This window comes from Pseudomonas sp. NPDC078416 (assembly GCF_050268485.1).
In the GTDB taxonomy this organism is placed as follows: domain Bacteria; phylum Pseudomonadota; class Gammaproteobacteria; order Pseudomonadales; family Pseudomonadaceae; genus Aquipseudomonas.
On sequence record NZ_JBNNGV010000008.1, the window covers coordinates 1 to 24,767 of the forward strand.

The 24,767-nt window shown below is 61.1% G+C and carries 19 protein-coding genes; 9 read left to right on the top strand and 10 right to left on the bottom strand.

Annotation, left to right across the window (positions count from 1 at the left end; genetic code table 11):
• Positions 1-576: 576 nt before the first annotated feature.
• Complete coding sequence (locus tag ACQKEN_RS10215; protein WP_133777083.1) at positions 577-1,257, bottom strand: hypothetical protein; 681 nt, start codon at positions 1,255-1,257, stop codon at positions 577-579.
• A gap of 62 nt (positions 1,258-1,319) precedes the next feature.
• A complete protein-coding gene (locus ACQKEN_RS10220; protein ID WP_427685359.1) occupies positions 1,320-1,919 on the bottom strand; it encodes a short chain dehydrogenase in 600 nt (199 codons plus the stop codon).
• A 105-nt stretch (positions 1,920-2,024) separates the two neighbouring features.
• On the opposite strand from ACQKEN_RS10220, the gene ACQKEN_RS10225 reads away from it, so the two are divergent.
• Complete coding sequence (locus tag ACQKEN_RS10225; protein ID WP_427685360.1) at positions 2,025-2,933, top strand: LysR family transcriptional regulator; 909 nt, start codon at positions 2,025-2,027, stop codon at positions 2,931-2,933.
• A gap of 591 nt (positions 2,934-3,524) precedes the next feature.
• On the opposite strand, the gene ACQKEN_RS10230 is transcribed toward ACQKEN_RS10225, so the two are convergent.
• From ACQKEN_RS10230 to ACQKEN_RS10250, 5 genes are all read right to left on the bottom strand, one after another.
• Positions 3,525-4,226 carry an ABC transporter ATP-binding protein gene (locus ACQKEN_RS10230; RefSeq protein WP_065992624.1) on the bottom strand — a complete coding sequence of 234 codons (702 nt, stop codon included), beginning with the start codon at positions 4,224-4,226 and terminating at the stop codon, positions 3,525-3,527.
• Entirely contained in the window at positions 4,227-4,994 is a 768-nt protein-coding gene (livG, locus tag ACQKEN_RS10235; RefSeq protein ID WP_427685361.1) for a high-affinity branched-chain amino acid ABC transporter ATP-binding protein LivG, read from the bottom strand. It abuts the gene before it with no gap.
• The gene (locus tag ACQKEN_RS10240) at positions 4,994-6,256 is read right to left on the bottom strand and encodes a high-affinity branched-chain amino acid ABC transporter permease LivM (RefSeq protein ID WP_427685362.1); all 1,263 of its coding nucleotides are present in this window, start codon (positions 6,254-6,256) and stop codon (positions 4,994-4,996) included. Before ACQKEN_RS10240 ends, livG begins: the two co-directional genes overlap by 1 nt.
• A complete protein-coding gene (gene livH, locus ACQKEN_RS10245) occupies positions 6,253-7,179 on the bottom strand; it encodes a high-affinity branched-chain amino acid ABC transporter permease LivH (RefSeq protein ID WP_265388694.1) in 927 nt (308 codons plus the stop codon). The genes ACQKEN_RS10240 and livH overlap by 4 nt, the downstream gene beginning before the upstream one ends.
• A gap of 214 nt (positions 7,180-7,393) precedes the next feature.
• Positions 7,394-8,521, bottom strand: a complete 1,128-nt coding sequence (locus ACQKEN_RS10250) for a branched-chain amino acid ABC transporter substrate-binding protein (protein ID WP_427685363.1) — start codon at positions 8,519-8,521, stop codon at positions 7,394-7,396.
• 327 nt (positions 8,522-8,848) lie between these two features.
• Between ACQKEN_RS10250 and ACQKEN_RS10255 the strand changes: the two genes are divergently transcribed.
• Both ACQKEN_RS10255 and ACQKEN_RS10260 read left to right on the top strand, forming a co-directional pair.
• Positions 8,849-9,148 carry a DUF2288 domain-containing protein gene (locus ACQKEN_RS10255; RefSeq protein ID WP_133777077.1) on the top strand — a complete coding sequence of 100 codons (300 nt, stop codon included), beginning with the start codon at positions 8,849-8,851 and terminating at the stop codon, positions 9,146-9,148.
• 270 nt (positions 9,149-9,418) lie between these two features.
• Entirely contained in the window at positions 9,419-10,774 is a 1,356-nt protein-coding gene (locus tag ACQKEN_RS10260) for a spinster family MFS transporter (RefSeq protein ID WP_427685364.1), read from the top strand.
• A 196-nt stretch (positions 10,775-10,970) separates the two neighbouring features.
• On the opposite strand, the gene rapA is transcribed toward ACQKEN_RS10260, so the two are convergent.
• Entirely contained in the window at positions 10,971-13,817 is a 2,847-nt protein-coding gene (gene rapA / locus ACQKEN_RS10265) for an RNA polymerase-associated protein RapA (protein ID WP_427685365.1), read from the bottom strand.
• Between the two features lie 206 nt (positions 13,818-14,023).
• Between rapA and ACQKEN_RS10270 the strand changes: the two genes are divergently transcribed.
• The 3 genes from ACQKEN_RS10270 (at position 14,024) to ccoM (ending at position 14,850) form a co-directional block, all read left to right on the top strand.
• Positions 14,024-14,371, top strand: a complete 348-nt coding sequence (locus tag ACQKEN_RS10270; protein ID WP_122536644.1) for an aspartate-semialdehyde dehydrogenase — start codon at positions 14,024-14,026, stop codon at positions 14,369-14,371.
• A gap of 66 nt (positions 14,372-14,437) precedes the next feature.
• Positions 14,438-14,599 (top strand): hypothetical protein, encoded by a 162-nt coding sequence (locus ACQKEN_RS10275; RefSeq protein WP_166650630.1) that lies wholly within the window; start codon positions 14,438-14,440, stop codon positions 14,597-14,599.
• A 134-nt stretch (positions 14,600-14,733) separates the two neighbouring features.
• Positions 14,734-14,850: a cytochrome c oxidase subunit CcoM gene (ccoM, locus tag ACQKEN_RS10280; protein ID WP_427685366.1), complete on the top strand. Its 117-nt coding sequence runs from the start codon at positions 14,734-14,736 to the stop codon at positions 14,848-14,850.
• Positions 14,851-14,958: 108 nt separating this feature from the next.
• On the opposite strand, the gene ACQKEN_RS10285 is transcribed toward ccoM, so the two are convergent.
• Together ACQKEN_RS10285 and ACQKEN_RS10290 are read right to left on the bottom strand one after the other, a co-directional pair.
• Entirely contained in the window at positions 14,959-15,429 is a 471-nt protein-coding gene (locus tag ACQKEN_RS10285) for a MaoC family dehydratase (protein WP_427685367.1), read from the bottom strand.
• A 40-nt stretch (positions 15,430-15,469) separates the two neighbouring features.
• Positions 15,470-16,414: a lysophospholipase gene (locus ACQKEN_RS10290; RefSeq protein ID WP_427685368.1), complete on the bottom strand. Its 945-nt coding sequence runs from the start codon at positions 16,412-16,414 to the stop codon at positions 15,470-15,472.
• Between the two features lie 226 nt (positions 16,415-16,640).
• Here ACQKEN_RS10290 and fadD2 point away from each other — a divergent pair, with 226 nt between their 5' ends.
• The 3 genes from fadD2 to hrpA all read left to right on the top strand — a co-directional run bounded on the left by fadD2 (position 16,641) and on the right by hrpA (position 24,592).
• Entirely contained in the window at positions 16,641-18,329 is a 1,689-nt protein-coding gene (fadD2, locus tag ACQKEN_RS10295) for a long-chain-fatty-acid--CoA ligase FadD2 (RefSeq protein WP_427685369.1), read from the top strand.
• Between the two features lie 356 nt (positions 18,330-18,685).
• A complete protein-coding gene (fadD1, locus tag ACQKEN_RS10300) occupies positions 18,686-20,383 on the top strand; it encodes a long-chain-fatty-acid--CoA ligase FadD1 (protein WP_427685370.1) in 1,698 nt (565 codons plus the stop codon).
• A gap of 297 nt (positions 20,384-20,680) precedes the next feature.
• A complete protein-coding gene (gene hrpA, locus ACQKEN_RS10305; RefSeq protein WP_427685371.1) occupies positions 20,681-24,592 on the top strand; it encodes an ATP-dependent RNA helicase HrpA in 3,912 nt (1,303 codons plus the stop codon).
• The last annotated feature ends 175 nt before the right edge of the window (positions 24,593-24,767 follow it).

The window sequence follows — 24,767 nt, forward strand, 5'->3', positions numbered from 1 at the left end:
CTTGCCCGCGATCTGGCGCGGGCAAGCGCGCTCCTACAGTGGATTTTCGTTGGCCGGGATTTCAGCGTCATGCACAAAACCTGTGGGAGCCGGCTTGCTGGCGAAAGCGGTGTGTCAGTCGAAATGGACGGCACAGGTAGACCGCATTCGCGGGCAAGCGCGCTCCTACAGTAGATTTTCGTTGTCCGGGATTTCGGGGTCATGCAAAACCTGTGGGAGCTGGCTTGCTGGCGAAAGCGGTGTGTCAGTCGAAATGGACGGCACAGGTAGACCGCATTCGCGGGCAAGCGCGCTCCTACAGTGGATTTTCGTTGGCCGGGAGTTCGGGGTCATGCAAAACCTGTGGGAGCCGGCTTGCTGGCGAAAGCGGTGTGTCAGTCGAAATGGACGGCACAGGTAGACCGCATTCGCGGGCAAGCGCGCTCCTGCAGTGGATTTTCGTTGGCCGGGATTTCAGCGTCATGCACACAACCTATGGGAGCCGGCTTGCTGGCGAAAGCGGTGTGTCAGTCGAAATGGACGGCACAGGTAGACCGCATTCGCGGGCAAGCGCGCTCCTACAGGGGGGGTGAACGGTCAATCGTTACGCATCGCGCCGAAATACGCGCAACCGCGCTGAACCTGGCCATTGACCCGCAGTTCTGCGGTCAGGTGCTGCACCGAACCGTTCGACGGGTCCACACAGCGCAGCGGCGCGACGTAGAGCTCGACGTGTTGATTGTTGGCGTCGGTGATCAGGTTGAAGCGGCCTTCGGGCATCTGCTCTTCCATGTACGGCACGGCGAACGGCTCCTTACCTTCGCGCTCCAGCACCAGTCCCTTGCCGCTGGCGTTGAGGTTCCACTTCGGACCGTTGCCGCTGGCATGAATCGTCAGGCGCTTGAAGTTGGGGTCCTCGCAGGCACCGCTCGGGCGCTCGACGCGGTAGAGCTGGTAAATGTCGCCCTGACCGTCACTGCCCTGGGCCTTGCTCGCGACGAAGTTGCCGCGTACATCGGCGAACGCCTTGCCGTTCTTGTCGACCACCGAAGCGGCTTCCTGCAGGACGCCGGTATTGCCCTTGTCCGTCACTGCATAGCGGCGCTGTTCGTTGCACGGGGCGAAGAACAGTTTGCCGCCGTCACCGCTGAGGGTGCCCTGCATGCGGATCATGCCGGCCGTCGACACCTTGCTGTCACTGGACGACATGGGCATCAACTGGCAGCCGGCAAACAGGGGCAGCAAAGCGAACATCAGGGCAGAACGAGCAGCGGACATGGGGCGGTCTCCAGACAAGTGCCGCCACGTTACTCAGCCTGCGCGCTCATCACAAGGGGCGATTAGCCCACGCGATACGTCTGTCCGGTTTGTAGCCCTTCGACACTTTTTGCGTACGCCAATGCGACATCCGCTGCCGGAACCGGCTTGAAGCCGCGAAAGTACGGCGCGTAGCTGCCCATGGCTTCAACCAGCACGTTGGGGCTGACCGAATTGACGCGCATGCCCCGCGGCATCTCGATGGCGGCGGCGCGCACGAAGGCGTCAATGGCACCGTTGACCAGGCTGGCAGACGCCCCGGTGCGAATCGGATCGACGCTGGTAATGCCGGTGGTGAAGGTGAAGGACGCGCCGTCGTTGGCGAACTCCCGACCGATCAGCAACAGATTGACCTGCCCCATCAGCTTGTCGCGCAGGCCCAGGGCGAATGAGTCGGCATTCATCTCGCCGAGCGGCGCGAAGGTGACATTGCCGGCGGCGCAAATCAATGCGTCGAAAGGGCCTGTCCGTTCGAATAGTTTGCGGATCGAGTCGCTGTCACTAATATCGACGTGCTCGTCTGCGCCGGTTCTGCCGATGCGAATGACCTCATGGCGTGGCGCCAACTCTTTCTCGATCGCCGAGCCGATGGTGCCATTGGCGCCGATCAATAGAATTTTCATGATGCGGTTTTCTCCTGGTATGGATCAGGTGCTCAGTCTGAGTCGCCTTTTCCCGCTGAAACAGGGGCTAAACGGCAATCCCGGTTTGTCAGAAAGGAAACAATCATGAGCGAAATGGACGACCTGGCCGCGTTCGCGATGCTGGTGGAGGCCAACAGCTTCACCCTGGCCGCGCAATGGCTGGACACCAGTACCAGCCAACTGTCCAAGCGCATCAGCAAACTGGAAAAAAACTTCGGCGTGACGCTGCTCCATCGCACCACCCGCAGCCTGACGCTGACCTCGGCGGGCGCCATTCTCTTGCCCGAGGCCCGCGCGTTGCTGGCCCAACGCGACCGCGTCCGCGACGCGATGGCCTACCTGAGCGAAAGCCTGATCGGCACCGTGCGCCTGACCGTGCCGGTGTCATTGGGGGAAACCTTCTTCGAAGGCCTGCTTACCGAGTTCGCCCACACCTATCCCGACGTGCAGGTGGAACTGGACCTCAACAACCATTTCCGCGATATGCGTCGGGACGGCTTCGACCTGGGCATACGTTCAAGCGTGGGCATCGACGAGCGCCTTGTGGCCAAGCCGTTGCTGTCGTTACAGGAACTGACCTGCGCCAGCCCTGAGTACCTCGCCAAAAATGGCACCCCGCACACACCGGAAGAACTGCGCGTGCACCGCTGCCTGCTCAACAGCCACCACACCGGCCGCGAATCCTGGGGCTACCACCAGAAACATGAACTGACCCGCGTCAACGTCCGCGGCACCTTCGCCAGCAACCACTACGGCCTCCTGAAAAAAGCCGCCCTGGTCGGCGCCGGCATCGCCCGTTTGCCGTCGTACATGGTGTATGAAGAATTGAAAGACGGGCGGCTGCACGGGTTGCTGCGTGATTACCAGACGCCGGTTTCGTCCCTCTACCTGGTTCACCCCTTCGAAGGACGACTGCCGAGGCGGGTGCAAGTCATGGCGGATTATTTGAGCAAGTGGTTCGAGCGCAGCACGGCGGCGCTGGAAAAGCTCTGACAGTTAGACGTAATTCGCCCTGATAGAACGGGGACAGAGCTGACGCAGAGCGTCAAGGGATGCATTCCCACGCGGAGCGGGGGAACGATCAGGCACCGCAGGCCCGTAGGAGCCGGCTTGCTGGCGAACGCGTCTATTCAGACGATGCAATCGTGGATGACACACCTCGTTCGCCAGCAAGCCGGCTCCTACAGAGGAATGCATTCCGCCAGTAACACCGCCCACACCTGTAGGACCGGCTTCAGCCGGGAAGCTTCTGATCTGCTCCTGATCTGCTCCTGATCTGCTTCTGATCTTCAAACACAAGACGCCCAGACACCACAAAACGCGACTTGGGTGCAGGCTGAACGCAGGTTTCGCGGAGTGGGCCGAGCCGCAGGGATGCGGCGAGAGCGCCGTCAGGGCATGGATGCCCGTTCGGCGCGGGCCCACGGAGCGAGACCGGAGTGAAGGAACCCGACGAAGTCGGGCCCAACCAGGAGCAGGCACCCTTGGTTACTTGGGGATGGTGCGACTTTCGACTTTTCCAAGTAACTCGCCGAAGGCGAAACCCGAGGCCGTTAGGCCGACGCTCCTGATCTTGCTTGAGATTCAACCGCCGAGATAAGCATCTCGCACTTTCGGATCAACCAGCAACTCCGCCCCCGACCCCTGCATCACCACCCGGCCATTCTCCAGAACATACGCACGATCAGCGATCTTCAACGCCTGATTCGCATTCTGCTCCACCAGAAACACCGTCACCCCATCCCGCCGCAACTGCTCAACAATCTCGAAAATCTGCTGAATAATAATCGGCGCCAGACCCAGCGAAGGCTCATCCAGCAACAACAGCTTCGGCTTGCTCATCAACGCACGCCCGATCGCCAGCATCTGCTGCTCACCGCCCGACATCGTCCCGCCGCGCTGATTGAAACGCTCCTTCAAACGCGGAAACAACTCAAGCACCTTATCCATCTGCACCTGATAATCGGCCTTGTCGGTAAAGAACCCGCCCATCGACAGATTCTCCTCCACCGTCAGACGCGCGAATACACGACGGCCCTCCGGCACCACCGCAATACTCTTGCGCATGATCACCGACGACTCCAGACCGACCAGCTCCTCACCCATATAGCGGATGCTGCCGCTGTGCGCGCGCGGCGAACCGCACAGCGTCATCAACAGCGTCGACTTGCCCGCGCCGTTGGCGCCGATCAGCGTGACAATCTCACCCTGCTGCACATCGATGCTGACACCGTGCAACGCCTGGATCTTGCCGTAGAACGTGGAAACGTTATCGAACTGCAGCATTTACGCTTCCCCCAGATAGGCTTTGATCACTTCAGGATTGTCACGGATCTGCTCGGGCGTGCCATCCGCCAGCGGCGTGCCCTGATTGATCACCACGATGTGGTCGGAAATGCTCATGACCAGCTTCATGTCGTGCTCGATCAGCAACACCGTCGCGTTGTGCTCGTTGCGCAACACGCCGATCAGCGCTTTCAAGTCTTCGGTTTCTTTCGGGTTCAGACCGGCCGCCGGTTCGTCGAGCATGAGGATGCGCGGGCGCGTCATCATGCAGCGGGCGATTTCCAGACGGCGTTGCTGACCGTAGGCCAGCGTGCCGGCAGGACGGTTGGCGAACGCCTTCAGATCCACCGCTTCGAGCCAGTGTTCGGCATATTCCATCGCCTCGCGCTCGCTCTTGCGGTACGCGGGAGTCTTGAACAGGCCGGACAGGAAGTTGGTGTTGAGGTGGCGATGCTGGGCCACCAGCAGGTTCTCCACCGCCGTCATTTCCTTGAACAGGCGCACGTTCTGGAACGTACGCACCACGCCTTTACGGGCGATTTCATGGCCAGCCAGGCCTTGAATAGGCTCGCCGTCCAGCAGAATCGTCCCGGAGGAGGGTTTGTAGAAGCCCGTCAGGCAGTTGAACACGGTGGTCTTGCCGGCGCCGTTCGGGCCGATCATCGACACAACCTGTTTCTCGTGGACGGTCAGACCGACGCCGTTGACAGCCAGCAGACCGCCAAAGCGCATGCACAAGCCGGACGCTTGCAGAAGTGGACGGCTCATCAGCGCTCCCCCTTGAGTTTCATGACGGGACGCTGCATCGGCAGGAAGCCCTGAGGACGCCAGATCATCATCAGCACCATCAAGGCGCCGAAGCCGAGCATCCGGTATTCGCTGAATTCGCGAAGCAGTTCAGGCAACAGGATCATCACGACCGCGGCGAGGATCACGCCCAGCTGCGAGCCCATACCGCCCAATACCACGATGGCGAGGATGATCGCCGACTCCAGAAAGGTGAACGACTCCGGCGTGATCAAACCCTGACGCGCGGCGAAGAAACTGCCGGCGAAACCGGCGAATGCAGCGCCGAGGGTGAAGGCCGACAGCTTGATGATGGTCGGATTCAGGCCCAGCGCGCGGCAGGCGATTTCGTCTTCACGCAGGGCTTCCCAGGCGCGGCCGATGGGCATGCGCAACAACCGGTTGATCACGAACAGCGCCAACAGCGCCAGCAGCAGGGCGATCAGGTAGAGAAAGATCACCTTGTTGATGGAGTTGTATTGCAGGCCGAAATATTCGTGGAACGTCTGCATGCCCTCAGCAGCCTTGCGTTCGAACGACAGCCCGAACAGTGTTGGCTTTTCGATGTTGCTGATGCCGTTGGGGCCGCCGGTGATGTCGGTCAGGTTACGCAGGAACAGGCGAATGATTTCACCGAAACCCAGCGTCACGATGGCCAGATAGTCGCCGCGCAGCCGCAGGACCGGGAAGCCCAGCAGGAAGCCGAAGGTGGCCGAAGCCAGCCCCGCCAGCGGCAGGCAGATCCAGAAACCGAAGCCGAAGTAGTGCTGCAGCAGGGCGTAGGTGTACGCGCCCACGGCGTAGAAGCCGACGTAGCCCAGGTCGAGCAGACCCGCCAGACCGACGACGATGTTCAGGCCCAGGCCGAGCATCACGTAGATCAGGATCAGGGTCGCGATGTCCACCGCGCCGCGCGAGCCGAAGAATGGCCACACCAGCGCAGCAACCACCAGCGCGCCGAGGAACCAGCGTTGGGTCGAGGGCAGGGTCAGAAAGTTGCTGGTCTTGTCCGACATCAGTTGTTTCTGCGGGCGCGAACGCCACATGGCGCTGATCTGTTCGTTGAACAGCACGCGCAGGAACATCAGCAATGCCGCGGCGAAAATCACCAGCACGGTGGTGGTGCTGGCGCCGACCACCGCGAGGTTGATCCCGACGATGTCCAGTTTGAGCCCGAGGATCGGGTAAGCGACGGCCAGCACCAGCACTGCGCTGAAGAGGGCCGATTTGAGATTCCTGGTCATACTTTTTCAACCTCCGGACGGCCGAGCAGGCCGGTTGGCCGGAACAACAACACCAATACGAGAAGACCGAACGCCACCACATCCTTGTACTGGTCGCCAAAGATGTCGGCGCCGAAGGCTTCGGCGATGCCCAGCACCAGACCGCCGAGCATCGCGCCCGGGATACTGCCGATGCCGCCCAATACTGCTGCGGTGAAGGCTTTGATGCCGACGAGGAAACCGGCGTTGGGGTTGATCACGCCGTACTGCATGCTCAGCAGGACCGCCGCGACCGCCGCCAGGGCGGCGCCGATGACAAAGGTCAGGGCGATGATGTTGTTGGTGTTGATCCCCAGCAGGTTGGCCATCTTGATGTCTTCGGCGCAGGCGCGGCAGGCGCGACCCAGGCGAGAGCGGGAGATGAACCAGGTCAGACCGAGCATGGCCACCAGCGTGACGACGAAGATGAGGATCTGCATGTACGAGATCACCACTTCATGGCTGCTGCCGGGGCCGAAAACGAAGTTGCCGGGAATGAGGTTGGGGATCGACTTGTCTTTCGAGTCCTGCGACAGCAGCACGGTGTTCTGCAGGAAAATCGACATGCCGATGGCGGAAATCAGAGGGATCAAACGGTTGCTGCCGCGCAGCGGGCGATAGGCAACTCGCTCGATGGCGTAGCCGTAGGCACTTGTCACCACAATACTCGCGACGAAGGCTGCGGTAATCAGCAGGGGCAGGCTGTCCAGGCCAAGCATGGTCAGACCGGCCAGGGCGATAAACGCCACATACGACCCGATCATGTACACCTCGCCGTGGGCGAAGTTGATCATGCCGATGATGCCGTAAACCATGGTGTAGCCGATGGCAATCAAGGCGTAAGTGCTGCCAATGGTCAAGCCATTAACCAGCTGTTGAAGAAAGTGATAGAGATCTATCGGCATTGCTGAGTGCTCCTAAAAACCTGCCTGGTGTTTCACTGGTGAAGTCTTTTCCCGCTCGCGCGTCGTGATCTACGTCCGCGTCCGGCACGAGCCCAGTGGTTCACTGGTGCGGTTTCAAGATGTTCAGGGGTCGGAATTCTTGTGAAATTCGCTGCCCGGCTAAAACAAAGCCCACTGCGGTTGCAGTGGGCTTCGGGTAAGCATGAAGGCTGCGTTATTTCACAGGGGCTTCAGTCTTGGTGCCATCTTTGTGCCAGGTGTAAACGACGAATTTGAAGTCTTTCAGGTCACCCTTGGCGTCGAAGGACAGATCACCGGTAGGGGTTTTGAAGGTACCGGCGTGGATGGCGGCGGCCACTTTGGCGGTGTCTTCGGACTTGGCGGTCTTGATCGCGTCGGCGATCACTTCCACGGCAGCGTAGGCCGGGAACACGAACGGACCACTCGGGTCTTCTTTCTTCGCGGCGAATGCATCAACCAGCGCCTTGTTGGAAGGATCCTGGTCGAAGGATTTCGGCAGTGTTACCAACAGACCTTCGGACGCGTCCTGAGCAATCTGCGAGATGGAAGCGTTGCCTACGCCTTCCGGGCCCATGAAGCCGGCTTTCAGGCCTTTTTCCTGTGCCTGACGCAGGATCAGACCCAGCTCAGGGTGATAGCCGCCGTAGTAGACGAAGTCGACGTTGGCTTGCTTCATCTTGGCGATCAGCGAGGAGAAGTCCTTGTCGCCAGCGTTGATGCCTTCGAACATAGCGACTTTCACGCCGTCTTTTTCCAGGGTCTGTTTCACGGCGGTGGCGATGCCTTCACCGTATTGCTGCTTGTCGTGAATGACCGCAACGATCTTCGGCTTGACCTGCTTGGCGATGTACTCGCCAGCGGCCGGGCCCTGGGCGCTGTCCAGACCGATGGTGCGGAAAATCAGTTTGTAACCACGGGCAGTGATTTCCGGGCTGGTGGCCGCCGGGGTCACCATGATGATGCCTTCGTCTTCGTAGATGTCCGAAGCAGGCTGAGTGGAGCTGGAGCAGAGGTGACCGACCACGAACTTGACGCCGTCATTGACCACTTTGTTGGCGATGGCGACCGCTTGTTTCGGGTCGCAGGCGTCATCGTATTCAACGGCTTCAAGCTTCTTGCCGTCCACGCCGCCTTTGGCGTTGATCTGCTCGATGGCCATCTTGGCGCCGCTGAACTGCATGTCGCCGTATTGGGCCACAGCACCGGTTTTCGGGCCGGCGATGCCGATCTTGATGGTGTCAGCTGCGAACGAGTGACTGGCAACCCCCGCCAGAACCAGTGCGGCAAACAGCTTGGAAATCTGATTAATACCCTTAGTCATGATGCTCCACTCTTGCGTTATCGTTTTTATAATCCTGACGGCCAAAGCTGCAGGACCGGATTGAATCTCCAGGCCGCACCCCCAGCAACTGTACCGGAACAGTTTAGAGCGCCGGTCGAGCGCTTGAATAGCTGGCTGCGGGGGACAAAACCTGTGGATGTCGCTTAATCGACAGAAAGATACACAATCAAGCCGGCTGATTTGCCCTGTGGATCGACGAACCGGTCGGCTTGCGCGAACTCCCCTGCAATCAACCACTTGAATCCGGGTTTGTCAGTACGGAAGGCAGCGCTATCATTGCGCCGATTTCCAATACGGTGAAAACCCATGACGCAAGAACCTAGCACCCTCTATGCCAAACTGCTCGGCGAAACCGCTTCGATTACCTGGAAAGAATTGCAACCGTTCTTTGCGAAGGGTGCCCTGTTGTGGGTCGAGCCAACGCTGGATTTGATCGCCGTGGCGCAGGCATTTGCCGAGAACAGCGAGGCGCAGGTGGCGGCATGGGTGGCGAGCGGGGAGGTCGGCAAGGTCTCTGAATCAAAGGCCCTGGATCTTCTGGAGCGCGATCCGCCGTTGTGGGCTGTCGTCGTCGCGCCCTGGGTGTTGATCCACGAAAGGGCGTGACGCTGTTCGCTGCTCGATAATGGTGCGCAAAATGATGGCAAAGTGAGTAGGGCGGTAACTCCCAGTGTGTCGCCGGTAGCGGAAACTCTCACCGACCGCGTGCTTGATGTGCAGGCAGCGGGAGATCCCTGGTGGATTATCTGGCGAGTCTTACATGGGCCGGTATCAGCGGGGCGAATGTTCACAGACAGGCCGCGATGGGGTGACTAGATTTCCTGCAAAGCGGGGCGTTAACCGGGACAGCCCCTATAACAAGAAAGAGATCGCCCCATGGATCAATCGACTCAGGCAAGGAACGCTTGGCGCGTTCTGTTTCTGCTGTTTCTGGCCAACCTGTTCAACTTCTTCGACCGCACGATACCCGCGATCATCATCGAACCCATTCGCAAGGAATGGCTGCTGAGCGATTTTCAGCTCGGCATCATCGGCACCGCGTTCACGCTGGTCTACGCCGTAGCCGGTTTGCCGTTGGGGCGCATGGCTGACAACGGCTCGCGGCGCAAATTGATGGGTTGGGGCCTGGCGGTGTGGAGTGGGCTGACGGCGGTGAATGGCCTGGTCGGCAGTTTTTGGGGGTTTTTGCTGGTGCGGATGGGTGTAGGGATTGGCGAGGCGAGCTATGCGCCAGCGGCCAACTCGTTGATCGGCGACCTGTTCCCGGCCCACCGCCGCGCCCGGGCCATGGGCATTTTCATGCTCGGCCTGCCGCTGGGGCTGCTGCTGGCGTTCTTCACCATCGGCGCGATGGTGCAGGCGTTCGGCAGTTGGCGCGCGCCGTTTTTTATCGCCGCGGTGCCGGGACTGGTGCTGGCAGTGTTCATGTTCTTCATTCGCGAGCCGGCCCGGGGCGCCGCTGAAAGCGTGGCCATTTCCCAGGAGAAAATTGATCGGCCGATCCGCCGCGTGCTGTCGATTCCTACGTTTCGCTGGCTGGTGCTCGCCGGACTTGCGTTCAACTTCGCCACCTACGCCTGCAACTCGTTCATGGTGCCGATGCTGCAGCGCTACTTTTTATTGCCCTTGCAGGATGCCGCGATGGCCACCGGCATGATCGTCGGCGTGACCGGGCTCGTAGGACTGACCCTCGGCGGCTGGGTGGCGGACAAGCTGCATCAACGCTGGAGCAACGGCCGCTTGATGTTTGCCGCCATGAGCATGGTGGTCGCGACGTTGTGTACCGGTTATGCGCTGCACGCCGGGCGCATCGAGATCGGCGTGTTCGTCGGGGTGTTCAGCCTCGGCTGGCTGTTCTCCTACAACTTCTATACCTGCGTTTACACCGCGATTCAGGACGTGGTGCAGCCCCGGCTGCGCGCGACGGCCATGGCGTTGTTTTTTGCCGGTCTGTATCTGTTGGGTGGCGGCCTGGGTCCGGTGGTGGTGGGCCTGCTGTCGGACCATTTTGCCCACTCGGCGATGTACGCCGCGCAGGTTGAACAGATGACCGAGCCGTTCAAGGCGGTGGGGCTGCACGATGCGATGTATTTGATACCGGTGGCGTTGTTTTTCGTGTTGGTGTTTCTGGTGCGCGCGTCGAAGTGCTTCAGCGCTGATGCGCAGCGGATGCGCGAGGGGATGGTGGCGGATGAGCCGGTGGGGCAGGGGGTGAAACCGTCGGTGGCGTAGATGTCAGGTGGAGTGCGGACCTGTAGGAGCGTGGCTTGTCCCGCGATCGACCGGGAACCGGTCGCATACACAGCACATTCGGTGTGTCTGACACACCGCACGCCACGTAGGGTTTTGCTTGTGCTTCGCACAAGGTCGCGGGACAAGCCACGCTCCTACAGGTTTTGTGTTCGCCGCAGATTCGCGGCGAACCTTTTTACCCCGCCACCAGCACCCGAATCGCTTCCAGACGCAGCGCGGCTTTTTCCAGCATGGCCAGGCCCTGCTCACGTTGCTCACGCAGCGCCGCCAGTTCGCTGTCGCGGACCGTCGGGTTGACCGCTTGCAGGGCAGTCAGGCGTGCCAGTTCTTCTTCAGTGTCTGCCGCCAGACGTCGCTGGGCTTCCGCCACTCGTTCAGTGTGCTTGGGCGCGATCTTGCTTTCAGCAGCGTTGATCTGCGGGTTGAGCACGTCGCGCTGGGCCTGAATGAACTTGTTGGCGCTGGCCCGGGGCACGCTCTCCAGCTGATCGTTCAGTGTGGTGAAGGACACGCGGCCCGACAGGTCGTTGCCGTTGCCGTCCAGCAGGCAACGCAGCGCCGCCGGCGGCAGGTAACGCCCCAGTTGCAGCGAGCGCGGCGCGACTACTTCACTGACGTACAGCAATTCCAGCAACACGGTTCCGGGTTTCAGCGCCTTGTTCTTGATCAGTGCGACGGCGGTGTTGCCCATCGAGCCGGACAGCACCAGGTCCATGCCGCCCTGCACCATCGGATGTTCCCAGGTGATGAACTGCATGTCTTCGCGGGCCAGCGCCTGATTACGGTCGTAGGTGATGGTGACGCCTTCGTCGTCGCCCAGCGGGAAGCTGGCGTCGAGCATTTTCTCGCTCGGCCGCAGGATCAACGCGTTCTCCGAGTGGTCCTCGCTGTCGATGCCGAACGCGTCGAACAGGGTTTCCATGTAGATCGGCAGGGTGAACTGATCGTCCTGCTCGAGGATGGCTTCGACCAGCGCCTCACCTTCGCCCGCGCCGCCGGAGTTCAGCTCCAGCAGACGGTCGCGGCCAGTGTGCAATTCGCTTTCCAGGCGCACGCGCTCGTTGCGAGCCTCGGTCACCAGCGCCTGCCAGTCGTCCTCGTCGCCGCCTTCCAGCTGCGGCAACAGGCGCGGGCCGAACGTGTGTTGCAGCGCGTTGCCGGTCGGGCAGGTGTTGAGGAATGCGTTAAGCGCTTCGTGATACCACTGGAACAGCCGCTCTTGCGGGCTGGTTTCCAGATAGGGAACGTGCAGCTCGATGATGTGCTTCTGGCCGATCCGGTCCAGACGCCCGATACGCTGCTCCAGCAGGTCCGGGTGCGCAGGCAGGTCGAACAGCACCAGATGATGGGAGAACTGGAAGTTGCGGCCTTCACTGCCGATTTCCGAACAGATCAGCACCTGGGCGCCGAACTCTTCGTCGGCGAAGTACGCCGCCGCGCGGTCACGCTCGAGGATGTTCATGCCTTCGTGGAAGACCGTCGCCGGGATGCCGGATCGCACGCGCAGGGCGTCTTCCAGGTCCATCGCGGTTTCGGCGTGGGCGCAGATGACCAGCACCTTCACGCGCTTGAGCATTTTCAGCGTGTCGATCAGCCATTCAACGCGCGGATCGAAGCGCCACCAGCGCTCTTCTTCGCTGAGCTCGCTCTGGGCCTGGAAGCTGACTTCCGGGTACAGGTCGGCGTGCTCACCAATTGGCAGTTCGAGGTATTCGGACGGGCAGGGCAGGGGATACGGGTGCAGTTTACGCTCCGGGAACCCTTGCACGGCGGCGCGGGTGTTGCGGAACAGCACGCGGCCGGTGCCGTGACGGTCGAGCAGTTCACGGATCAGGCGGGCACTGGCTTCGGCGTCGCCGGCGGCAACAGCGCTCAGCAGCGCTTCGGCTTCGGCGCCGAGGAAACCACGGATGGTCTCGTTGGCCTTGGGCGACAGCGTGCCTTTATCCAGCAGCTCCTGAACGGCTTCAGCGACCGGGCGATAGTTTTCGCTCTCGGCGCGGAAGGCGTGCAGGTCGTGAAAGCGGTTCGGGTCCAGCAGGCGCAGACGGGCGAAGTGGCTGTCCTGGCCGAGCTGTTCGGGGGTTGCCGTGAGCAGCAGCACGCCGGGAATCACTTCGGCCAGTTGCTCGACCAGCGAGTACTCGCGGCTGGCCTTTTCTTCGTGCCAGACCAGGTGGTGGGCCTCGTCGACCACCAGCAGGTCCCAGCCCGCCGCGAACAGCGCGTCCTGGGCCTTTTCGTCTTCAACCAGCCATTCCAGCGACACCAGCGCCAGCTGCGTGTCTTCGAACGGATTGCTGGCATCGCTCTCGATGAAGCGTTCGGCATCGAACAGCGCGACCTGCAGGTTGAAGCGGCGGCGCATTTCCACCAGCCACTGATGCTGCAGGTTTTCCGGCACCAGGATCAGCACGCGGTTGGCGCGGCCCGACAGCAACTGGCGGTGGATGACCAGGCCGGCCTCGATGGTTTTACCCAGCCCCACTTCGTCCGCCAGCAAGACCCGCGGCGCGATACGGTCAGCGACTTCGCGAGCGATGTGCAACTGGTGCGCGATCGGTTGCGCGCGCACGCCGCCCAGGCCCCACAGCGAGGACTGCAGCTGGCGGCTGGTGTGTTCGAGGGTGTGATAACGCAGGGAGAACCACGGCAGGGGGTCGATCTGCCCGGCGAACAGGCGGTCGGTGGCCAGGCGGAACTGAATGAAGTTCGACAGCTGGGTTTCCGGCAGGGTCACGGGCTGGTTCTGCGCGTTGAGGCCGTGGTAGACCAGCAGGCCGTCGACGTCGTCGACTTCGCGGACGGTCATCTTCCAGTTTTCGAAGTGGGTGATGGTGTCACCCGGCGAGAAGCGCACCCGCGTCAGCGGCGCATTGCGCAAAGCATACTGGCGCGTGTCGCCAGTGGCCGGATAGAGCACGGTCAACAAGCGGCCGTCCTGAGCCAGAACGGTGCCCAAACCCAGCTCGGCTTCGCTGTCGCTAATCCAGCGTTGCCCCGGTTGATACTGCTGCGACATGCTGCCTGACTCCCGCCTTGAAAAAGCCGACTATGTTAACGGAACAAGGCGCCCAGGCCAAAGCCACATTGTAAAAACGCCCGGATTTATTGGGTGGCGCGCCTGAGGCGGGCACTTGCTGGGAAAAACATAGTCGAAACTCGCGCTTGAATCGGCTCAAGTCGACGAAACGGCAGCCGACAGCTTGATAACAGGAGACCATTACCATGCTGCCACCGCTGATCCCACTGAGCGCGGCCCCCGTGACTTCGCAGCTGGACCCGGTCAAACCCAACCCGGACATCCCGCCGGTAACGCCGATTCAAAAGAGTTCGAGCGAAACCAACATCGACATGGGCGAACGTGACCGTGAGCAGGCCGAAGTGCTGCTGCGCAAGGAGCAACGCCGCCATCAACGCCGCCGCAGCGACCGGCGCGTGGTTGACCGCCATCCCGATCTTGAAGAAGGCCCGGCCATTCCCGGGGATTTCCTCAATGCCGACGACACGGTACCAGTGGTGCCGATCATCGACGACGAGCCGCGTCAGGGTTTGTGGGTCGACCTGAAGGTCTGAGGCGCTGGTCAGCGCCGCCTCGATTGCGCATTATTGGCGGCAACAGGTATTCACGAGCGATACGCGATGAGCGATGACGAAAAACTGGTAGACCTGAGTGCCGAACGCGCCAAACGTGTTCACGACCTCAATGACAAACGGCTGAACGAAGTCCGTAGCGCTTTCGAGCAGGCCATGCCGTTGGGCAAGGGCAAGAAGAAAGCCAAGAGCAAACCGAAAAAACGCTGATCCCGCCTTCCGTTCATCCCCCGTCTGCCGGCCGCTGTTTGCGATTCACGCCGGCATTGACCTGAGTCAATTACCCACGCGACGCCTCTGGTTAGTCTGCGCCCATCAAACAGGCTCGGGCAGAAGGAGTGCGCATGTTTCTCGACCACGCAGTGATAGCCGGCGTCATGACGGTAGGGCTGACGATGGTGATTTATTCGAGCGTCGGACTGTTCATCTGGAAAGACTCACCCCGGCGCGGCAAACGCTGAGTCTTCAATAAAAAGAGCACGCAAGGCATTTTGGGCGACGTCGGTTGCCCATTTTTTTTTGCGTGCTGATTGCTCATTTGCGGCGGGTCAGTGTGGGTGAAAGCCGGCTCAACCTAGGGTGATGGGCGGCAACTCGGCCAGGGTCACGGTCTGCAGCTTGCGCGGCGCGAGGATTTCGGCCTCGCCATCCACCACCAGTTCGTCGTTCTGGTTGAACACGCGAGTGGCGATGCGCACGCGGAATTTCGGCAGTTTCTCAAGGATTTCCAAGCGCACGGTCAAGGTGTCGCCGATCTTCACCGGCTTCTGGAAGGTCATCTGCTGGCCCAGGTAAATCGTGCCCGGGCCAGGCAGTTCACAGGCCACCGCCGCGCTGATCAATGCGCCGCTGAACATGCCGTGGGCGATGCGATCCTTGAACATGCTTTTGGCCGCGAACTCGGCGTCCAGGTGCACCGGGTTGCGGTCGCCGGACATCTCGGCAAACAGCTGGATGTGACGCTCCTCGACGGTTTGGCTGTAGCTGGCGGTCTGGCCGACTTCAAGGGCTTCGTACGGCGTGTTGGTGACTTGGGTCATGGGGTGTCCTGTGACAGTTGGGAAAGATGAACCACTGACGTCATTCGCTGCGGCGCGGCCTTGACTGCTGCAGCGCTTGTTCAAGCCAGGCAAGCAGGTCACGGGTGACTTCTTCACGGTTGATCTCCAGAAAGATCTCGTGACGCGCCTGCGGATAGACCTTCAGCGTAACAAACGGGTGGTTGGTGCCGCTCAGAGCGTCGGCCAGATGCGTGAGACGCTTGCCATCGCTCACCGGATCACATTCACCCCCGATAATCAGGATCGGCAGCCCGGGATCGATCTGCGCCAGGTTCGAACGCTTGCTGATCTGCTGCAGGCCACCGAGCAGGTCCATCCACAACTGATTGGTGCAGCGAAAGCCACACAGCGGGTCGTTGCTGTACGCGTCAACCTCGGCCGGGTCTCGGTTGAGCCAGTCATAGCAGGTGCGCGCAGGCTTGAAGCGTTTGTTGAACGAACCGAACGACAGGTGTTCGATCAACGCGCTGCGCCCGGTCGGCCCTTGCCGCCAGCGTTCAATACGGGCGACCAGCGCTGCCGAGCGGTAGAACGTGACCGGGTGGTAATTCGAGCCGCTGAGGATCGCGCCCTGCAAACTGGCGCTGTGGTGCAGCAAATACCCCTGGGCGATGTAGCTGCCCATGCTGTGACCGACCAGGAACACCGGCACGCCCGGATGGCGCACCGCAATCGACGCCTTCAGCGTGGCGAGGTCGCCGACCACTTTGTTCCAGCCGTCTTGATCGGCGTAATGACCCAGGGTGCCGTACGAGGCTGAATGGCCATGGCCCCGTTGATCGGCGGCATACAAGGCGAAACCTGCCCGCATCAATGCCATGCCCAGTCCGTCGTAGCGCCCCGCGTGTTCAGCCATGCCGTGGGAAAGCAGGATCACCGCCCGGGCATTGCCCATCGGCCTCCAGGCATGCACATAGAGACGACTGTGGTCTTGAGCGTCCAGCCAAAAAGCTTCGTGTTCCATCGCGTTTTCCTGGCCCCTGTAAAAAGTTGTCTCAAAAAACGCAGTGGCGAGCGCTTTGCTTGAGTGTATAGCGGTAGCCGGATGGCAGGCTGGTTACCCGCAAGATTCACACCGGTGATGACGTGTCGGCGACTATTTGCCTTCTATGCCATAGCTGCTAACGTCCGGCAAACGCCCGTTTAAATACCACGGGGCCAGTACACTCAGGTAAGAGGATAAAAACAACATGCAACCTGAATTCTGGAACGACAAGCGTCCCGCTGGCGTTCTTTCTGAGGTGGACCTGCAGGCGTACACATCGGTGGTCGAGGTGTTCGAGCGCAGTTGCCGTCAGTACGCCGATCGGCCGGCCTACAGCAACATGGGTGTCACCCTGAGCTACGCCGAGCTTGAGCGCCAATCGGCGGCGTTCGCCGGTTACCTGCAACAGCAGACTGACCTCAAACCCGGCGACCGCATCGCCGTGCAGATGCCCAACCTGATCCAGTACCCCATCGCCGTATTCGGTGCCATGCGCGCCGGTCTGATCGTCGTCAACACCAACCCGCTGTACACCGCCCGGGAGATGCGCCACCAGTTCAAGGATTCCGGCGCGCGTGCATTGGTCTATCTCAACGTCTTCGGCAAGAACGTGCAGGAAGTGCTGCCGGACACCGACATTCAGTACCTGATCGAAGTGAAGATGGGCGACATGCAGTCGGCGGCCAAAGGCTGGCTGATCAACACGGTGGTCGAGAAGGTCAAGAAACTGGTGCCGGCGTACCACTTGCCCCAGGCGATCCCCTTCAAACGTGTGCTCAAGCTCGGCAGGGGCGATCGTCTGCAACCGGTGCCGTTGGCGCTGAAGGACGTCGCTGTGTTGCAGTACACCGGCGGCACCACCGGTTCGCCGAAAGGGGCGATGCTGACCCACGGCAATCTGGTCGCCAACATGCAGCAAGTCTATGCCTGCATGCTGCAGCATGGGCCGGACGGGCTGCCGATCTTCAAGCAGGGCAGTGAAATCATGGTGGCGCCGCTGCCGCTTTATCACATCTATGCGTTCACCTGTAACTGCATGTGCATGATGGTCAGCGGCAACCACAACCTGCTGATCACCAACCCGCGGGACATCGGCGGCTTCATCAAAGAGCTGACGAAGTGGAAGTTCTCGGCGATGCTCGGCCTCAATACGCTGTTCGTGGCGCTGATGGACCATCCCGAATTCAAGAACCTCGATTTCTCAACGTTGCGCCTGACCAACTCCGGTGGCACCGCGCTGGTCAAGGCCACCGCCGAGCGCTGGCTACAGCTGACCGGCTGCCCCATCGTCGAAGGCTACGGCCTGACCGAAACCTCTCCCGTCGCCACCGCCAATCCTTATGGCAATCAGTCCCGGCTGGGCACGGTGGGCATGCCGGTGCCGGGCACCACGGCGAAAGTCATCAGCGACGACGGGGTCGAACTGCCCGTGGGTGAGCGCGGCGAGCTGTGCCTGAAGGGGCCGCAGATCATGCTGGGTTACTGGAACAAGCCGGAGGCGACCGCTGAAGTGCTGGACGGCGAAGGCTGGCTGAAAACCGGCGACGTCGCGGTGATCGACCCGGACGGGTTCATTCGCATCGTGGACCGCAAGAAGGACCTGATCATCGTTTCTGGCTTCAACGTCTACCCGAACGAGATCGAGGACGTGGTTTCGCGGCATCCGAAAGTCGCGAACTGTGCGGTGATCGGCGTTCCCGACGACCGCTCGGGCGAAGCTGTGAAGCTGTTCGTGGTCCCGAGGGATGCCACGCTGACCAGCGAGGAGTTGAAGGCATACTGCAAGGAGAACTTCACCGGTTACAAGATTCCCAAGCAGATCGTGCTGCGTGAGTCGTTGCCGATGACGCCTGTGGGGAAAATCCTGCGGCGGGAGCTGCGGGATATCGCCTGATTCTGCGGCGATTGCTCATCAGCTTCTGACCCAGTAAAAACGGCGTGTTGCTCACGCCGTTTTTTTTGCCTGATATTTAACGGCTGGATTTAATCGGACCGCGTAAATGAACATCGACGTAAGGCATTTCCGACATTTAGGTTCATTGCTCTAAACGTGACCGTGACATATTCAAGAGTCAGGTATGTGACTGGAGAGCCCGCTTTTGGCTCTAGGCGGCCTCTGGCAAAGCTGATACGCTCGCCCCGCTTTTTGCACCAACGGTCAACAAAAAGCGGTGACTACAAAATTCCAAACACAAGAAATCATCGCATTAAGTGATGTGTAGAAACGCTGTCGCTGAGGAGTCGGCTTTTATGCTCGAAAACTTCTGGAAGGATAAATATCCGACAGGTATCGCCGCCGATATCGATCCGGATCAGTATCCGAACGTACAGGCCGTATTGAAACAGTCCTGCGAGCGTTTCGCCAACAAACCTGCGTTCAGCAACCTGGGCAAGACCCTCACCTACGGCGAAATGTACGCGCTGTCCGGTGCCTTCGCGGCGTATCTGCAACAGCACACTGACCTGCAACCCGGCGACCGCATCGCCGTGCAATTGCCCAACGTGCTGCAGTACCCGGTCGCGGTGTTCGGCGCCATTCGTGCCGGGCTCATCGTGGTCAACACCAACCCGCTGTACACCGCGCGGGAAATGGAACACCAATTCAATGACTCCGGTGCCAAGGCGCTGGTCTGCCTGGCGAACATGGCGCATCTGGCCGAGAAGGTCGTGCCCAAGACCGGCGTCAAGCACATCATTGTCACCGAAGTCGCCGACCTGCTGCCACCGCTCAAGCGCCTGCTGGTCAACAGCGTCATCAAGTACGTGAAGAAGATGGTCCCGCCGTTCCACTTGCCCAAGGCGGTCAAGTTCAACGACGTGCTGGCCAAGGGGCACGGTCAGCCGGTCCGGGATGTTTCGCCGAAGGGCGACGACGTCGCGGTGCTGCAATACACCGGCGGCACCACAGGGGTGGCCAAGGGCGCGATGCTCACCCACCGCAACCTGATCGCCAACATGCTGCAGTGCCGGGCGCTGATGGCGGCCAACCTCAACGAAGGCACGGAGATTCTGATCACGCCGTTGCCGCTGTACCACATCTATGCGTTCACCTTTCATTGCATGGCCATGATGCTGAGCGGCAACCACAACGTGCTGATCAGCAACCCGCGTGATCTGTCGGCGATGGTGAAAGAGCTGTCGAAGTGGAAGTTTTCCGGTTTCGTGGGGCTCAACACGCTGTTCGTCGCCCTGTGCAATAACGCCGACTTCCGCCACCTGGATTTCTCCTCGCTCAAGCTCACCCTCTCGGGCGGCATGGCCCTGCAAACGGCGGCGGCCGAGCGCTGGAAAGACGTCACCGGCTGCTCGATCTGCGAAGGTTACGGCATGACCGAGACCAGCCCGGTGGCGTCGGTCAACCCCTTCCAGAAGATCCAGATGGGCACCATCGGCATTCCCGTGCCCTCGACCTTATGCAAAACCATCAACGACGCCGGCGAAGAGCTGCCGTTGGGCGAAGTGGGCGAGCTGTGCATCAAGGGCCCGCAGGTGATGAAGGGTTACTGGCAGCGTCAGGACGCCACCGACGAGATGCTCGATGCCGATGGTTGGTTGAAAACCGGCGACATCGCGATCATCCAGCCGGATGGTTACATGCGCATTGTTGATCGCAAGAAAGACATGATTCTTGTCTCCGGCTTCAACGTGTACCCGAACGAGCTGGAAGACGTTTTGGCAACCCTGCCGGGCGTTCTGCAGTGCGCGGCCATCGGTATACCGGACGAGAAATCCGGCGAAGCGATCAAGCTGTTCGTGGTGTGCAAACCGGGCACGACCCTGAGCAAGGATCAGGTCATGGAGCACATGCGCGCCAACGTCACGGCTTATAAAGTGCCGCGCAGCGTGGAATTCCGCGACGCCCTGCCGACCACCAACGTCGGCAAGATCCTGCGCCGCGAACTGCGTGACGAAGAGCTGAAAAAACTGGCGCTGAAGAAGCCTGCGTAAGTCAGACGTTACACCCACAAACCCCGCCAGCGTGCGGGGTTTGTTGTTTGAGGCGTACACGGAACAGCTGCCAAACCTGGGATCCGTAGGAGCCGGCTTGCTGGCGAACCCGTTGGGTCAGTCACCTCTTCATTTCTGATGATCCGCGTTCGCCAGCAAGCCGGCTCCTTGGTTTCTGGTGCCGTTCAGTGAATGAATGCACGCCCACAAACACCTTTGCTCCGCAGACCTGCCTCCACCCCACCAAATCTGCGACAATCCGCGCCCTGCATTCAGATAGAAAGACTCCACGCCCTGATGACCGACGATTCGACCTCCATCGACCAACTCTTCAAGAACCTCGACCACGCGATGATCAGCGATCGTCATCGCTTGCGCCGGCAATTGCATGAGCTGCGCAAGAAACCGGACGAGACGAAGCTGGCGCAGTGGGTCGAGCGCGTGCAGGCGTCATGTGCGCGGGTAGTCAATCGCGCGCAAAGCGTGCCGACCATGCGCTTCGACGAAAACCTGCCCATCGCCGCCAAGCGCGACGAGATCAAGAAAGCAATTCTTGAGCATCAGGTGTTGATCATCGCCGGCGAAACCGGCTCGGGCAAAACCACTCAGTTGCCGAAAATCTGCCTGGAAATCGGTCGCGGGCAGCACGGTCTTATTGGCCACACCCAGCCGCGTCGAATCGCAGCACGCAGCGTCGGCAGTCGAGTTGCCGAAGAAATCGGCACGCCGCTGGGCGGGCTGGTGGGTTATCAGGTGCGCTTCGAAGATCAGAGCGACGAAAACACCCTGATCAAGCTGATGACCGACGGCATCCTGCTCGCCGAAACCCAGCACGATCGCTATCTTGAGCGCTACGACACGATCATCGTCGACGAAGCCCACGAACGCAGCCTGAACATCGACTTCCTGCTCGGTTATCTGAAAACCCTGCTGCCCCGTCGCCCGGACCTGAAAGTCATCATCACCTCGGCGACCATCGACCTCGAACGCTTCTCCGAGCATTTCGACAAGGCGCCGGTCATCGAAGTCTCGGGCCGGACCTTCCCGGTGGAAACCTGGTATCGGCCGATGACGGCTCAGCAGGACGAAGAGGGCAACAGCGTCGAGGAAGACTTGACCGTCGATCAGGCCATTCTCGCCACGCTGGACGAACTGGCCGCCTTCGAACGCAGCGAGCGCAAGTCCCCGGGCGATGTGCTGGTGTTTCTGCCCGGCGAGCGAGAGATTCGTGACGCCGCTGAAATGCTGCGCAAGGCACAACTGAAACACACCGAAATTCTGCCGCTGTACGCGCGCCTGTCGCCGGCCGAACAGCAACGAATTTTCCAGTCGCACCCGGGCCGTCGCGTGGTACTCGCGACCAACGTTGCCGAAACCTCGCTGACCGTGCCGGGTATCCGCTACGTCATCGACACTGGCACCGCGCGCATCAGCCGCTACAGCTACCGCGCCAAAGTGCAGCGCCTGCCTATCGAAGCGATTTCCCAGGCCAGCGCCAACCAGCGCAAGGGCCGTTGCGGTCGGGTCGAGCCGGGCCTCTGCGTGCGCCTGTACAGCGAAGAAGATTTTCTCTCGCGGCCTGAATTCACCGATCCGGAAATCCTGCGCACCAACCTCGCCGCGGTCATTCTGCAGATGCTCCACCTGCGCCTGGGTCAGATCACCGATTTCCCGTTCATCGAGCCGCCGGACGGCAAGGCGATCAGCGACGGCTTCAACCTGTTGCAGGAGCTGTCGGCGGTTGACCGCGAGAACAACCTGACGCCGATGGGCCGACAACTGGCGCGCCTGCCGGTGGACCCGCGCATGGGCCGCATGTTGCTCGAAGCGGCGAAGCAGGGCAGCTTGCAGGAAGTGCTGATTGTCGCCAGCGCGATGTCGATTCAGGACCCCCGCGAGCGTCCGCCGGAGCGTCAACAGGCCGCCGACCAAGCCCACGCCCAGTGGAAAGATCAGGACTCCGACTTCGCCGGGCTGGTCAATCTATGGCGCGGCTTCGAAGAACAGCGTCAGGCCCTGACCGCCAGTCCGCTGCGTAACTGGTGCCGTCGTAATTTCCTCAACTACCTGCGCCTGCGGGAGTGGCGTGACTCCCATCGTCAACTGAGTTTGATCTGCCGCGACCTGCAACTGACGGTCAACAAAGAGCCGGCCGATTTCCCGAAATTCCACAAGGCGGTGCTCTCGGGCCTTCTTAGCCAGATCGGTCAGAAGACTGAAGATGGCGACTACATGGGTGCGCGTCAGCGGCGGTTCTGGGTGCATCCGTCTTCCGGGCTGGGCCGCAAGCGTCCGCAATGGATCATGGCCGCCGAGCTGGTCGAGACCACCAAGCTGTATGCGCGCATGGTGGCGAAGATCGAACCGGACTGGATCGAACCCCTCGCCGGGCACTTGATCAAGAAAAACCACTTCGAACCCCATTGGGAAAAGAAGCGCGGCCAGGTTGTTGCCTTCGAGCAGATCACGCTGTTCGGCCTCATTGTCGTTGGCCGTCGGCCGGTGCATTTCGGGCCGATCGACCCGGTGGTGTCCCGCGAGTTCTTCATTCGCGAAGGGCTGGTGCGCGGTGAAATCCAGTCCCGGGCCAAATGCCTTGTCGCCAACACCAAGCTGCTGGAACAGCTCGACGAACTGGAAGCCAAGGCGCGGCGCCGCGACATTCTGGCCGACGAAGAAACCCTGTACCGCTATTACGACGAACGCTTGCCAGCGGATATTCACCAGACGGCGACGTTCGACGCCTGGTACCGGATGGAAAGCCAGAAGAACCCGCAGCTGCTGATCATGCGCGAGGAAGATGTGCTCGCCCGCGAAGCCAGCGAGGTCACGGCCAATCAGTACCCGGACACCTTGCGCCTCGGCGAACTGACCCTGCCGCTGACCTATCACTTCGAGCCGAACCATCCGCGCGACGGCGTGACTCTGCGGGTGCCGGCGCCGCTGTTGCTGTCGTTGCCGGCCGAGCGCCTGGAATGGCTGGTGCCAGGGCTGCTGGAAACCAAATGCGTGGCGCTGGTGCGCAATCTGCCCAAAGCGCTGCGCAAGAATTTCGTGCCGGTGCCGGACTTCGTCAAAGCCGCGTTGCAGCGGATGGTCTTCGCCGAAGGCTCGTTACCCCAGGCACTGGGCCGCGAGCTGTTGCGCATGACCGGCGTGCGGGTGACTGACGACGCCTGGGCCGAAGCGGCGCAACAGGTGGAAAGCCACCTGAAAATGAACCTTGAAGTGGTCGATGCCAACGGCAAATTCCTCGGCGAAGGCCGTGAGCTGGATGAGTTGACTGCCCGTTTTGCCGAGGCCGGACAAGCCGCGCTTGCGGTGCCGCAATCGGCGAAAGGTCAGCAGCCGGTCGAAGCCAAGGGCTTTGCCGCGGTGGCCGAGAAGACTCAGCAGAAGATCGCCGGGCTTTCTATGACGGTGTATCCGGCGCTGGTGGAAGAGGGCGGCGCGGTCAAGGAAGGGCGTTTCTCCACCCAGGCCGAAGCCGAGTACCAACACCGTCGCGCCCTGCAGCGGCTTCTATTGCAGCAACTGGCCGAGCCGACCAAGTTCCTGCGCAGCAAGCTGCCCGGCCAGACCGAGCTGGCGTTGCTCTACCGCGACTTGGGTCGGGTCGATGGGCTGATCGAAGACATTCTGCTGGCGAGCCTCGACAGCTGCATTCTTGAGGGTGAAGCGACGTTGCCGCGAGACGGCGCCGGTCTGCTGTCCCTCGCCGAGCGCAAGCGCGGCGGGCTGACCGAGCATGCCGAGCGGCTGGCGAAGTTGACGCTGGAGATTCTCAAGCTGTGGCATGGCCTGCAGAAGCGCTTCAAGGGCAAGATCGACCTGGCCCAGGCCGTGGCGCTGAACGACATCAAAGGCCAGCTGAGCAAGCTGGTCTACCCCGGTTTCGTCCGCGAGACGCCGGCGGTTTGGCTCAAGGAACTGCCGCGTTACCTCAAGGCCATCGAAATGCGCCTAGAGAAACTCGGCAGCCAGGCGCAGAAGGACCGGGTCTGGAGCATCGAACTGGGGAATCTCTGGGCGCAGTACCAGACCCGCGCCGACAAACATGCTCAGGAAGGCAAGCGCGATCCGGAGCTGGTGGTGTATCGCTGGTGGCTGGAGGAATACCGCGTGTCGCTGTTTGCCCAGCAACTGGGCACCAAAGTGCCGATCTCGGACAAGCGCCTGAACAAGCAGTGGACCCAGGTCGAGGGCTGATTTCCTCCGCGCGGCGGCTTGCTTCTGCCGAAGGCGTAGGAGCGTGGCTTGTCCCGCGATCTGGTGCGCAGCATCAGCCCAGCCGGAAATCCGGTTTTGGCGGGCGATACACGATCGCCAGGTTTACGGCCGCTGCGCGACCGATCGCGGGACAAGCCACGCTCCTACAGTGAGC

Excerpts from the sequence above, each read along its gene's own strand:
- livH (WP_265388694.1), bottom strand. The coding sequence starts at position 7,179 with ATGCCGATAGATCTCTATCACTTTCTTCAACAGCTGGTTAATGGCTTG.
- fadD2 (WP_427685369.1), top strand. The coding sequence starts at position 16,641 with ATGCAACCTGAATTCTGGAACGACAAGCGTCCCGCTGGCGTTCTTTCT.
- ACQKEN_RS10255 (WP_133777077.1), top strand. The coding sequence starts at position 8,849 with ATGACGCAAGAACCTAGCACCCTCTATGCCAAACTGCTCGGCGAAACC.
- ACQKEN_RS10240 (WP_427685362.1), bottom strand. The coding sequence starts at position 6,256 with ATGACCAGGAATCTCAAATCGGCCCTCTTCAGCGCAGTGCTGGTGCTG.
- ACQKEN_RS10230 (WP_065992624.1), bottom strand. The coding sequence starts at position 4,226 with ATGCTGCAGTTCGATAACGTTTCCACGTTCTACGGCAAGATCCAGGCG.
- ACQKEN_RS10275 (WP_166650630.1), top strand. The coding sequence starts at position 14,438 with ATGAGCGATGACGAAAAACTGGTAGACCTGAGTGCCGAACGCGCCAAA.
- ACQKEN_RS10270 (WP_122536644.1), top strand. The coding sequence starts at position 14,024 with ATGCTGCCACCGCTGATCCCACTGAGCGCGGCCCCCGTGACTTCGCAG.
- fadD1 (WP_427685370.1), top strand. The coding sequence starts at position 18,686 with ATGCTCGAAAACTTCTGGAAGGATAAATATCCGACAGGTATCGCCGCC.
- ACQKEN_RS10285 (WP_427685367.1), bottom strand. The coding sequence starts at position 15,429 with ATGACCCAAGTCACCAACACGCCGTACGAAGCCCTTGAAGTCGGCCAG.
- ACQKEN_RS10225 (WP_427685360.1), top strand. The coding sequence starts at position 2,025 with ATGAGCGAAATGGACGACCTGGCCGCGTTCGCGATGCTGGTGGAGGCC.
- ACQKEN_RS10215 (WP_133777083.1), bottom strand. The coding sequence starts at position 1,257 with ATGTCCGCTGCTCGTTCTGCCCTGATGTTCGCTTTGCTGCCCCTGTTT.
- ACQKEN_RS10250 (WP_427685363.1), bottom strand. The coding sequence starts at position 8,521 with ATGACTAAGGGTATTAATCAGATTTCCAAGCTGTTTGCCGCACTGGTT.
- rapA (WP_427685365.1), bottom strand. The coding sequence starts at position 13,817 with ATGTCGCAGCAGTATCAACCGGGGCAACGCTGGATTAGCGACAGCGAA.
- ACQKEN_RS10220 (WP_427685359.1), bottom strand. The coding sequence starts at position 1,919 with ATGAAAATTCTATTGATCGGCGCCAATGGCACCATCGGCTCGGCGATC.
- livG (WP_427685361.1), bottom strand. The coding sequence starts at position 4,994 with ATGAGCCGTCCACTTCTGCAAGCGTCCGGCTTGTGCATGCGCTTTGGC.
- ccoM (WP_427685366.1), top strand. The coding sequence starts at position 14,734 with ATGTTTCTCGACCACGCAGTGATAGCCGGCGTCATGACGGTAGGGCTG.
- ACQKEN_RS10260 (WP_427685364.1), top strand. The coding sequence starts at position 9,419 with ATGGATCAATCGACTCAGGCAAGGAACGCTTGGCGCGTTCTGTTTCTG.
- hrpA (WP_427685371.1), top strand. The coding sequence starts at position 20,681 with ATGACCGACGATTCGACCTCCATCGACCAACTCTTCAAGAACCTCGAC.
- ACQKEN_RS10290 (WP_427685368.1), bottom strand. The coding sequence starts at position 16,414 with ATGGAACACGAAGCTTTTTGGCTGGACGCTCAAGACCACAGTCGTCTC.